This window comes from Frankia sp. CcWB3 (assembly GCF_977927595.1).
Map to the genome: position 1 here is coordinate 1 of NZ_CDWRCK010000143.1, position 11073 is coordinate 11073.

General features: G+C 71.3%; 9 protein-coding genes. 4 read left to right on the forward strand and 5 right to left on the reverse strand.

What is annotated here, in order from left to right; translation table 11 throughout:
- Together ACY5KJ_RS12285 and ACY5KJ_RS12290 are read right to left on the reverse strand one after the other, a co-directional pair.
- On the reverse strand, positions 1 to 1334 hold a 1334-nt coding region (locus ACY5KJ_RS12285; RefSeq protein WP_462203396.1), incomplete at its 3' end, for a lipopolysaccharide biosynthesis protein.
- Positions 1335 to 1365: 31 nt separating this feature from the next.
- Positions 1366 to 2571, reverse strand: coding sequence for a glycosyltransferase family 4 protein (locus ACY5KJ_RS12290; RefSeq protein ID WP_462186692.1), 1206 nt, complete (start codon positions 2569 to 2571; stop codon positions 1366 to 1368).
- 428 nt (positions 2572 to 2999) lie between these two features.
- Between ACY5KJ_RS12290 and ACY5KJ_RS12295 the strand changes: the two genes are divergently transcribed.
- The 4 genes from ACY5KJ_RS12295 (at position 3000) to ACY5KJ_RS12310 (ending at position 7429) form a co-directional block, all read left to right on the forward strand.
- Complete coding sequence (locus ACY5KJ_RS12295) at positions 3000 to 4097, forward strand: UDP-glucuronic acid decarboxylase family protein (protein WP_462186693.1); 1098 nt, start codon at positions 3000 to 3002, stop codon at positions 4095 to 4097.
- A 44-nt stretch (positions 4098 to 4141) separates the two neighbouring features.
- Complete coding sequence (locus tag ACY5KJ_RS12300) at positions 4142 to 4996, forward strand: class I SAM-dependent methyltransferase (protein ID WP_462203397.1); 855 nt, start codon at positions 4142 to 4144, stop codon at positions 4994 to 4996.
- Positions 4997 to 5073: 77 nt separating this feature from the next.
- On the forward strand, positions 5074 to 6672 hold the full coding sequence (locus ACY5KJ_RS12305) for a hypothetical protein (protein ID WP_462203398.1): 1599 nt from the start codon (positions 5074 to 5076) through the stop codon (positions 6670 to 6672).
- Positions 6659 to 7429, forward strand: coding sequence for an FkbM family methyltransferase (locus ACY5KJ_RS12310; RefSeq protein WP_462187905.1), 771 nt, complete (start codon positions 6659 to 6661; stop codon positions 7427 to 7429). Before ACY5KJ_RS12305 ends, ACY5KJ_RS12310 begins: the two co-directional genes overlap by 14 nt.
- Here ACY5KJ_RS12310 and ACY5KJ_RS12315 read toward each other — a convergent pair.
- From ACY5KJ_RS12315 to ACY5KJ_RS12325, 3 genes are all read right to left on the reverse strand, one after another.
- On the reverse strand, positions 7413 to 8417 hold the full coding sequence (locus ACY5KJ_RS12315) for a glycosyltransferase (protein ID WP_462187904.1): 1005 nt from the start codon (positions 8415 to 8417) through the stop codon (positions 7413 to 7415). The genes ACY5KJ_RS12310 and ACY5KJ_RS12315 overlap by 17 nt on opposite strands.
- Positions 8414 to 9271: an FkbM family methyltransferase gene (locus tag ACY5KJ_RS12320; RefSeq protein WP_462187903.1), complete on the reverse strand. Its 858-nt coding sequence runs from the start codon at positions 9269 to 9271 to the stop codon at positions 8414 to 8416. Before ACY5KJ_RS12320 ends, ACY5KJ_RS12315 begins: the two co-directional genes overlap by 4 nt.
- Before the next feature lie 77 nt (positions 9272 to 9348).
- A partial coding sequence (locus tag ACY5KJ_RS12325) for a heparinase II/III domain-containing protein (RefSeq protein WP_462203399.1) occupies positions 9349 to 11073 on the reverse strand: 1725 nt, incomplete at its 5' end.

Genomic DNA, 11073 nt, shown 5'->3' on the forward strand with positions numbered 1-11073 from the left:
GTGCCGTCCAGGGGGGCGCTGCTGGGTGAGGTGGCGTCCGGGGGGGCGCTGCTGAGCGAGGCGCCTGCCGCGCGGGCGAGCAGGCGGGTACTGGCCAGGTGCAGCAACACGGCCGAGGCGGTGTAGGTGATCCCCGACACCGCGGCCACGATCGGCAGGCGGCCGTCGTGCAGCGCCGCCGCGAGCCCGAGCACGGTCGACAGCGCGACCGGGACCTGGATGGCAAGCACCGTGCGGGCGGCACGGAACCCGAGCAGTACATGGGTGAGCAGGTAATCGACGGACTGCGGGATGGTCGCCAGCACGAGGACCTGGGCGGCCGGGGCGGCGGGGGCGAACCGCGTGCCGTAGACGATGCGGATGGCCGTCGGCGTGACGAGGGTGATCGCACCCGCCACTACGGCGGCGAGGGCGACGGTGGCGATGACCGCGCGGCGCACCACCCGGGCCCGCTGCCGGGGATCGACCAGGGTACGGAGCCGGCTGAACATCACCATGCCGGTTGCCTGGCAGACGGTCGTGCAGGCGCCGGCGAGGGCGACGGCGACGGCGTAGAAGGCCACCTGCTCGGCGGCCAGGAAGGTGGCGACGAGCAGCATGTCCAGCTTGTAGATGACCTGAGCCCCGACGACGGTGCCGTAGGCCCCCAGGGCGGACCGCATGAAACGGCGCCGGGGCAGCAGGCGTCCCGGCCGCGCGAGCGCGGGAAGGCCGCCGAGCACCGCCACGTGGTACCCGAGTGGGGGTAGCAGGGCCGTCACGCCGAGGGCCAGCATCCACGATCCTGGATCGCGGACTCCGCTGCCGGCGAGCGCGGCGAACGCGGCCAGTGTCGCCGCCGCCGGTAGCAGCCGGACGAGCTGGAACTCGCCGGTCATCCGACCGCGGCGCTGCGCGAGCCCGGCGGCGTTGGAGGCGGCCACGGCCGCGGCGGTGAAGCAGGTCGCGCCCAGCACGGCGACGGTGTCCCAGGCGGGTCCCCGCCCGGCTCCCGCGCCGCCCGAACGGCCCGGGCCCACAGTGATCAGCGCCGGCACCACGGTGAACAGCACCGCGGCGAGCAGCGCCGACGCGACGGTCTGGGTGAGCAGCGGGCCGAGCAGCGCGCGGTCCTCACCGTCATCGGTGACCAGCGTCTGGGAGACACCCAGGGCGAACACCATCGCGAGCATGCCCGCCCAGGTCTGCAGCGCGACGAACTCGCCGCGGGCCACTGGCCCCAGGGCGCGGGCGGCCAGGACGCCGGTCGCGGTCCCGACGACCAGCGTGCCCGCGTTGCCGGCGAGTACGGCGACGGTGGAGCGGGGAAGCCGGCTCGCGAGCGGGCCGGTCATGACGGCCCGGCGATTCGGCTGACGGCTCTGGTCATCCGCGCCGAGCGGTGTCGCGCACATGGGCAACGGCGCGCAGGAAGCCGTCCACTGACGCGGCGAGCTCGATGTCGCCGATCACCTTCTCCGACTCCTGGGCCATCCTGGCCAGGACGTCGGGGCGCGCGCGCAGCTCCCCGAGGATCCGTGCGAGCGCGTCCACATCGCCGACCGGGTGAACCCGGCCGTTGCGGCCGGGACGGACATCGTCGGTCGGGCCGGTGGAGCCCACCCGGTCGCTGACCACCACCGGCAGGCCGCAGAGCACCGCCTCCTTGACCGCCAGCGGGTGCGGGTCCCGCTCGGCGGGGTGCAGGTAGAGGTCGCTGGCCGCGTACAGGCGGGGGAGCCGTTCCTGGTCGGCGAATCCGACCATCCGCAACGCGCCGCCGAGCTCGGCGGCCACCGCGTCGAGAGCGGGGCGCAACACTCCGTCCCCAGTCATGATCACGATGATTTCCCGGTCGACCGGACCCCGGGGGGCGCGGGTGAGGACGCGCAGCGCGTCCGCGATGTCGAGGGGGCGCTTCCGAGAGATCATCTTTCCGGCGAACAGGGCGACAAGGGCGTCCGGGGCGATACCCAGCTCGGCGCGAATCGCCGTTCGATGCTTCTCCCGATGAGCCAGTACGGCCCGCAGCACCGTCTCATCGGTGGGATACGGCGTGCGGAACATGCGGGTGGCGGGGACTCCATAGTGGGCCAGGTACGCCTCGTTGTTGTCGCCGATCGTGAGGAATGCACTCACTGAACGCATCAGGTGGGGCAGCGTGAGCCGTTTGACGGCGCGGACGGCGGGGGTTCGCTGGCCGAGGAGTTCGCTGTCACTGATCATGAGGGCGGGTACGCCCCGTCGCCGGCACCAGGCGAGCGCCGCGAGGGAATGGGCGTACCGGTATCCGTAGACGAGCACGCAGGCGGGGCGCAGCCGGTCCAGGGCCGCCCAGGTCCGGGTAACCATCTGCCGGCTGGCGTCGGGCTGCCGCCAGCCCGGGCGCAGCGGCAGGTCCGCGATGAACTCGTGGTGATAACCGGTGACGATGTCCGATTTCCACTGCACGTCGAGGCCGAAATCCGCGTCGAAGTAGCGTTCCAGACCCGATCGGGACAGGAAGAGCACCCGAAGATCCACCTCGTGTTCGGTCAACGCCCGGTACAGCGGCGCGAAATGCTGAATCGCGTGCGATACGACGACTGCCACCGTCGTCGACCTGTGGACGGAGGTCATGAGCCGGCTGTTCCTCCTCGCAATGACCGCTGATCGGACCGGGTGGGCCGTGCGCCAGTACGAATCGATCCGACTCTGTCACTCAAAGTATTAATCGAGCAACTGTCTGTAGATGCGTGTCGCGTGTCGCGTGTCGCGTGTCGCGTGTCGCGTGTCGTGGGCCGTAGGCCGCGGATCGCGGGTGCCGGGGTGCCGAGAACCGGTGGGGCTCGGGTGGCGGTGGGTGGCGGTTGCGGCGTCATCGGGTGGAGACACGCGGGTTCCCCGCCGTGGTAGCCCTCCTTCTATCACTGACAGTGATAGAAGGAGGGCTGTCTGAGGGGCGCGCAGTGTCGTTGTCGACCGATAGCGGAACGTGACGCCCATGGCCCGGCTTTCCTTACTCACGGGTGGTGGTTGGAGTGACCAGGCGGGTCGTCGTCGCCGGCGGGGCCGGCTTCCTTGGAAGCCATCTCTGTGACCGCCTGCTGGCTCGGGGCGCCGAGGTGATCTGCGTCGACAACTTCCTCACCGGCCGGCCGGACAACATCGACCATCTTCGGAGGCATGGCGGGTTCCGCTTGCTGCGGCGGGACGTGACCGAGCCGATCGACGTCACTGGTCCGGTCGACGCCGTGCTGAACTTCGCCTCCCCCGCGTCCCCGGTGGACTATCGGGCCCTGCCCTTGGAGACCCTGTTGGTCGGTGCATCGGGTACCGCGAACCTGCTGGATCTGGCATATCGCAAGAACGCCCGGTTCCTCTTGGCCTCCACCTCGGAGGTCTATGGCGACCCCCGGGTCCACCCCCAGCCGGAGGAGTACTGGGGCCACGTCAATCCGATCGGTCCGAGGAGCATGTACGACGAGGCCAAGCGCTTCGCTGAGGCGTTGACCGCCGCCCACCGCGCCACCCACGGCACGTCCACCGGGATCATCCGGATCTTCAACACCTATGGGCCGAGGATGCGCGCCGACGACGGGCGCGCCATCCCGACCTTCATTGCGCAGGCCCTGCGTGGCCAGGCCGTCACCGTTGCGGGCGAGGGTCGCCAGACTCGGTCGCTGTGCTACGTCGACGATCTGGTGGAGGGGGTCGTGCGCATGCTGGACAGCGACCTTCCTGGTCCGGTGAATCTCGGCAGCCCCCAGGAGATGACGATCATTGATGCGGCGCGGCTCGTCGTGGAGGTGTGCGGGGCTGACGTCCCGATCACCTTCGTTCCGCGGCCGCAGGACGATCCCACCGTGCGCTGCCCCGACATCACGCTGGCGCGGGAGGCGCTCGGGTGGCGACCCCTGGTGGACGTACGGGACGGGCTTGCCCGCACCGTGGCCTGGTTCCACGGACGTGTCGAGCGGCCGCGGTCCCCGTGGGTGGTGCCCTGTCAGGAGCCACCGGCGGGCTCGGACGTGCTTGGCGGTGACCGCGACGGGTTCACCGTGCGGAGTGGCGGACCGGGGGGTGGCGGACCGGGGCTGGCGGTCAAGGTGGGCGAGGGCGACGCGGCGGATTCGTGACCTCAATCCATTGCTTTTTGTAAGCAGTCGGCTACTTTAAGCATGTGACCCGGGATGGCTCTGGAAACCTCGCGACGATCCCCGGGCGTCGTGCCGGTCCGCTGCGCTGGCGGCTGGCGGGACGTCTGGCCGCGGTCCTTCCCGACCTGCGCGGTCGTGGCTGGCTGACCCGATGGGTACAGGGCTCTGCGAACGCCTACAGCGGTCCCCGCTATCGGCCACCGGCGCTCGCGCCGGTGTTCGACGCGGTTCTGCGCCCCGGTGACTGTTGCTATGACGTCGCTGCTGGCCTCGGGCTCTACACCCTGTGGGCGGCCGGGGTGGTGGGAGCGGCCGGCGAGGTGCATGCCTTCGAGGAAGCACCGCGCACCGGGGCGACGCTCGCGGCCCTGGTCGAGCGCAACCGGCTCTCGGGTGTCCACCTGTCTACCGCCGCGGTGGGCGCTACTGCCGCGGTGGGCGCCGTGCCCATCCCGGGCGCGACGACCATCACCCTCGATGCCTACGCCGCGCGGCACCGACCGCCTGACCTGGTCAGGATCGGTGGTGAGGCCGAGGGCCTCGACGTGCTGCGCGGCGCCGGTGAGCTCCTACGGGCGCATCGGCCGGCTCTCCTGCTGGCGATGCCGCCCCGCCTCGCCCGCCGCGGCGGAGACCGTCCCGGCGAGAACGGCCACCGCGGCGAACGGGATCGGCGGGCTGCCGGGGACCATCCCGGTGAGCTGGTCTCGCTGCTGGCCGCCGCCGGCTACCGGATCCTCAATCTGAGCCGGCGCGGGCTGACCGGGCAGGGCGTCTTCTCGCCGAACGTGCTCGCGCTCCACGACGGCTGGGAGCGTTTCGAACAGGTCGCCGTCACCCTGCGGCGCACGCCGCTGCCCCGCGACCAGACGGCGTGAGGTTCGGGCATGCCTGATCTTCTCTGCTGGCGGGCTCTCTGCTGGCGGACGTCCCGGGCCGCCTGCCCGCTCGCGGGATGTCCGCGGCGCCACTCGGGCACGCCTACCGGCGACGCCTCGCCGATCCCCTCGGGTGCGCCGTGGTGATAGCCCCGGCCGTGCCGGGTGGGAGGGTTGCCTACGCCGCCCGCCGCCCGCCGCTGCTGTGGCTGATGATCGTGATGGTCAGCGTGGCGCCGTGGTTCGTCGAGGCGTTCCGGATGCCGTCCGAGTCCGACCGGGTGGTCCTGCGCTCGGTGGCGTTCACGTTCGAATGCCTCGCTGCGCTGCTCCTGGTCGGTGCGCGAGCGGGACGTGGTTACGGGCTGGGCTTGTTCCGTCTCGGCCCCTGGTACCTGCTGTGGACCGGGATGTCGTTCGGACTGGTGTCACTGGTCTGGCGCACCCCCCAGCTGGACACCCCGCAGATCCATCTCGACGGCGTGCTGCGGGCACTCGCATTGGCGAGCCTCGCCCTGCCACTGTGGACCTGCGGATACCTGCTCGGCCCGGGCCGGATGGTGACGCGCGCGGCCACCCGGTTTGCCGCCGCGGCGGCGCCCGGGACCGGTACCCGGCTGCGCGGCCGGAACGTGCCGTGGATCCTGTGCGGGATCTCGGTGGCGGCCAGGGTCCTGCAGATCCTCCTGGGCCAGTATGCCTACCTGGGCGACGCGTCCCAGAAGGTCTCCGAGGCGAGTGCCTACGCCCAGCCGCTCACCCTGCTCGGCGGCCTCGGGATGTCCGCCCTCCTCATCGCCGCCGTCGATCTGGCCCGGGGCGGGGGGCGTCGGCGGGCCTTCGTCGCCCTGCTGTCCATCGAGATCCTCTTCGCCGTCGCCAGCGGGATGAAGGGGGTGTTCGCGACCAGCGTGTGGGGGGTGCTGATCGCGTTCTCCGTCGCCAGCGGCCGGCTTCCAATGCGGTGGATCGCCGCGGCCGCCGCCGTCTTCGTCCTCGTGCTGATTCCCTACAACGCCTCCTACCGGGCCCAGGTACGCAGCCAGAGCCACACCCTGGACGCCCAGTCGGCGGTGTCCATGGCGCCGACCGTGCTGGGCCAGACGCTGTCCGGGGACGCCCCCGCGGGGGAAGGCCCCGCGGAGTCACCGCTGGAGTACCTGACCTCGCGGATGCGGGGCATCGACAGTCTGGCCATCGTCGTCCAGCTGTCTCCCGACATCGTTCCCTACCGGGACATCAACGAGCTGTTCCTGGCTCCCGTCCTGACCGCCGTGCCCCGGGCGGTCTGGCCCGACAAACCGATCAGGGCCACCGGCTACGAGTTCAAACAGCAGTACCTCTCGGGGAACGCCCGGATCTACTCCGCGGCCGCCGTCTCCCCCCAGACCGACCTCTATCTGCACGGGGGCCTGCTTCCCCTGCTGGTCGGCATGGCACTGCTGGGCGCCGGTTTCCGGCTGATCGACGAGGCGTGGGACCCGGCGAAGGATCTGCGCTACATCGTGATCTTCGTTCCGCTCTTCCTCCAACTGGTCAACTCCGAGAGCAGCGTGGGGGACCTCCTCGCGGCGTTGCCCATCCAGCTGGCCGTGCTGTTCCTGACGGCACGTTTCGCCTACGGCGGTGCCCGGCCCGTAACGAAGGGAAAAGATCCTACTCATGGACGCCAGTGATGTTCTTTACCGAACCAAGATCTCGATCGCCGGTGTCCTGACGTCCCCGGCGGTGGGGACAGTCATCGCGGCGGCCACCCGCAACCGGGTCCCCAACCACGGGCTGCGTTTCGACGTGGCTGACCGCGACTTCACCCCGCAGGCGCGGGCGGCGCTGTTCTGGCGGCTGTACGAAGGGGCCGAGATTCGGATGATCCGCCGTCATCTCACGACCTCGGGCACCGTCGTGGAACTCGGTGCGAGTCTGGGCATCACCAGCGCGCATATCGCCTCGCGGCTGGCCCCCGGCTCGCGGCTGGTGTGCGTGGAGGCAAACCCTCACCTCATCGAGGGCCTCACGCGACGCCTGGCCGCGTACGCCGGGCACATCACCCTGGACGTGGAGAACAGGGCGATCACGCAGGCCGTGGGCCCGGTGGCGTTCGCCCTCGTCGGGAACAACCTCGGTTCCCGGTTGTGGGACGACGCGTCGCGGCGGACCGTCACCATTCCGGCGGCCACGCTTCGGGACCTGCTGGTACGCAGGAGGATCGCGGAATTCGACCTCGTCAGCGACATCGAGGGTGCGGAGGCGTCGTTTCTGTTGGGGGATCCGGGCGCGCTGGACCGGTGCCGTCGAGCGGTGTTCGAGATGCACGACACGACCTTCGAGGGACGGCCCGTCACCGCGGCGGACCTGCTCGACGCCGCGCGTGGACTGGGCTTCCAGGTGGTCGACCGCCACGGGGTGGTGGTCACGCTCAGCCGGGACGGGTGAGCTCCCCCGTGCGGGCCGCCTTCTCCCGCCGGTCGGTTCCCCCCGCGGGGTCCGGTGGACCGATCGGCCGGTCCCGGGCCGGGCGAGGACGCGGGACGGAGCGGGCCTCGCGCGTCCACGTACTCCACAGGGACGCCCGGGGTTCCCCGGGCAGGGTCTGGTCGATGTCGGGGATGCGGGCGAGACCGTCCACGACGCCGCGCAGGCCGCAGTGGACGCGGACGATTCCGCGCCGGCGCACCAGCTCGGACACGGCGACCCGGGGCAGCACCGCCAGGAGCAGCCAGGCGGTCACCAGCGCCACCTGCCGCGGGCGGCCGTGGAGGCGGGCGAACCACAGCCGGTTGCGCACCGTGTAGTAGGTGTAGCCGTTGCTGGGTACCGTCCCACCACCAGTGTGCCAGGCCTGGGCCGGACTGACGAGGACACGCCACCCGGCCGCCTGAGCGCGGTGGCAGAGATCCACGTCCTCGTAGTACAGGAAGTACCGAACGGCCATCGGCACCTGCCGATGACACTCGGCCTTGATAAAGGTGATCGCGCCGGTGACCCACGGCACGTCATCGGCGTGGTCCGTGGGGGTCCGGCGGGCGCGCGGCACGGTGAAGACGCGGGTGAGTCCGGCGAAGCCCGGATGCAGACCGTCGGCGTTGACCAGAGTGGGTCCGACGATGCCCACGTCCGGGCGGGACAGCAGTTCCAGACAGGCGTCGACGGTGGCCGGCACGAGCTGGACGTCATTGTTGAGCAGGAGATAGCAGTCGGTGGCTGGATAGGCGTCACACGCGTGCCGGAAGCCGCCGCCGAAACCGAGGTTGCCGGGGGGGATGAGCCAGGCCGTCTCCTCCCCGAGGCCGTCGGGCCGTCCTCGCAGATCGTTCGCCACCACGACGACCTCGCTGATCCGAGGTATCGCCGCCAGTTGCGCGGCCAGATCCATCGTCGGCGCGGTCGGCCCCCAGTGGACGATGACCGCCGTGGTCCTCATGCGCGCACCAGGGGTTCGGGAACCTGCCCGGACGCGGGTCGCGCGGTGGCGGGCGGGACGTCCGGCACGGCCAACGTGGACCAGGGTGCCGCCGTCAGGAATCGCCGAGCCGGCGGCGGAACCTCCGCGTCGACGATGCGGTACCCGTGCCCGCGCAGCAGGTCGCCGACGGCCTCGGCGTTGCGTCCGGTGACCTCGCAGATCACGGTCGGGCGGATGTCGCCCAGAAGCCGGCGCCCACCGCTGAGGACCGCGTGCTCGGCCCCCTCCACGTCGATTTTCACGACGTCCGGTGCCGGGAAATGGGAGAGCAGGCCGTCCAGGGTAAAGGTCGGCACGAGCTGCGCCGCGCGGGTGCCGCCGGTCTGGCTGCTGCCGAATCCGTCCAGATGGCTGGTCGCGCGGTTGCGACTCGCGATGTGGAACGTGCTGATCCCCGGGGCCGCGCCGACCGCGGCGGGCAGGATCTTCACCGTGGCACGGCCATCGGTGGCCGATGATCCGCCGCGGCGTGGTGACCGTGTCTGCGACCGGCGCAACATCCCGACCAGCCAGGTGTCGGGCTCGACCGCGACGACCGTGCCGGACGACGTCGCGGCGGACGCGGCGGCGAAGGCGAACAGTCCCACGTTCGCGCCGATGTCCCAGACCACGTGGCCGGGGCGCACGACCTCGCCGACCAGGTCGGTCAGGACCGGATCGACGGCGGCGAGACTGGGGCGCAGATACTTCAGACCCGCCTCGGAAGAGACGTAGATGCGCGTCGCCTGGAAGGGCGGCGGCAGGCGGCGGGCCACCACCAGATGGTGGGTGAGCCGTTCCGCGAAAGGGCGTAGGGCGGACAGGGTCGGCACGGTGTTCTCCTGTCGGGCAGTTTGTTCGGTTTCGTGGTGATGCGGTGTGACCGGGGTGGGTCAGGTCCGGGTGTGCGTCAGAGGCGGGCGGGCGACGATTCCGTGTCGCCGGAGCGCAAGTCGCCGGAGCGCAGGTTGCCGGAGCGGACCTCGTGGACGACCGTGGTGCGTACCGCGACAGGCAGCTCGGTATCGATCACGTACGCGGCGGTGTACGCCGGCACCGTACGGCTCCATCCGACCGCCCGGCGGGTGGAGCGCACCACCCACCGCCCCGGTCCGCCGGCCCGCAGGACCAGCCGTCCCTGGGACGTGCTCACCGTGAGCGCCTCCGTGGCCCCGCTCCGGGTGGCCGCGTTCCGGCTGGTCCCGCTCGAAGTGGTCCCGCTCGAAGCGGTACTGGTTTGCCTGGTATCGACCGCCGCGGCGGTGACGGACACCCCGGGGGCGAAGTGGAACAGCACCTCGACGTGGTGGCGGCCCTCCCCGGTGATCCGATCGTCGACGGACAACCCACTCGGGTCGAGTCGCCACGTCCGCCAGTGCACGGGTCGCCCCGGAAGGTGGCGGTAGCCATCATGGCCGGCGGCCAACGTCGCCACGTTCTCGTGGTGGCGCATCGTGACAAGAGTGGGACGGGCCCGGCGGCCCGCCCGGAACGCGCCCCAGACCTCGGTCGAGTCGGCGTGATCGACGATGACGGTCGAGTGGGCGGCGGTACCACGTTCGGCGTCCCGGTCCGGTCCGGGGGCGTAGGTCGAGGTCCCGGTATCCACCAGGAGCGGCCGGCCGTCGTGCCAGAGCAGAAACGCGAGGGTGTCGGCGTGGGCGTGGGCCGGAAGGTCCTCGGGACAGGGCAGGCCCACGTCGGCGAGCAGATGCCACGGTCCCGCCGTCAGCACGGCGAGACCGCTGTCGACCAGCAGAAGGCCGCCGGTCTGGTCAGATGCGGGCGTCCGCGGACGGTGCGCGGTCCCCACGGTCGGCTGCGGCGTCGAGGTCGGCATCTCGGCCGGGCGCGGTGCCGGGATTGGGATCGGACCCGGACCCGGACCCTGGACGGAGATCGGCGTCGATCTCACCGGAGCCGGGAGAAGCAGCCGCAGGGCCTCGGCGGGCACCGCGAATCCGTCGTTGAGCGTGGGAACCATACCGTCCGGTCCGAGCACGGCCGTCAGCCAGGCCCGCATCCTGCCGGCCGCGTCGAGCAGTGCGCCGGGCACCGCGTGGCCCGCCGCGGTGAGCAGCCCGGCGACGTCGTCGAGGTCGGCCAGCACCTGACAGTGATAGGTAGGGGAGCGTTCGTAGTGTCCACCGTCGCTGAGGACCTGCCGATCGAGCTCGCGCAGCAGCGCGTCGACCCATCGTCGGCGGCCGCGGGCGTCGTCATCGGCGACCGCCAGCCCGATCAGTGCCTTGTAGTTCTTCAGCAGGTGGTTCCCGCCGACGTCGGTCTCCAGATGAGTGCGCAGGAAGGACCGGCAGACGCCGAGGTCGGCGAGGACCGCCATCTCGGCGGGCGTTCCCCGCGCGAGCCGGGGCCACAAGGCACACAGCGTCCAGGCCCGGAGCGACACGACATAGGGCGACCAGGCAACCGGATCGCCTAGGGCCACCGAGGTCCGCCAGGCCAGATACAGCCGGGCGAACATCGCCGGCCCCTGAACAGCCTCGGTGGTGAATGCCCATGCCCAGTCCCAGTAGTGCAGATGGTAGCGCCACAGCAGCGGAGCGTCGGCCTGCCTCCAGTCCCATCGGGCTGGGGCCGCGGCGGCGCCGGCCCCAGCCCGATGGGACTGGAG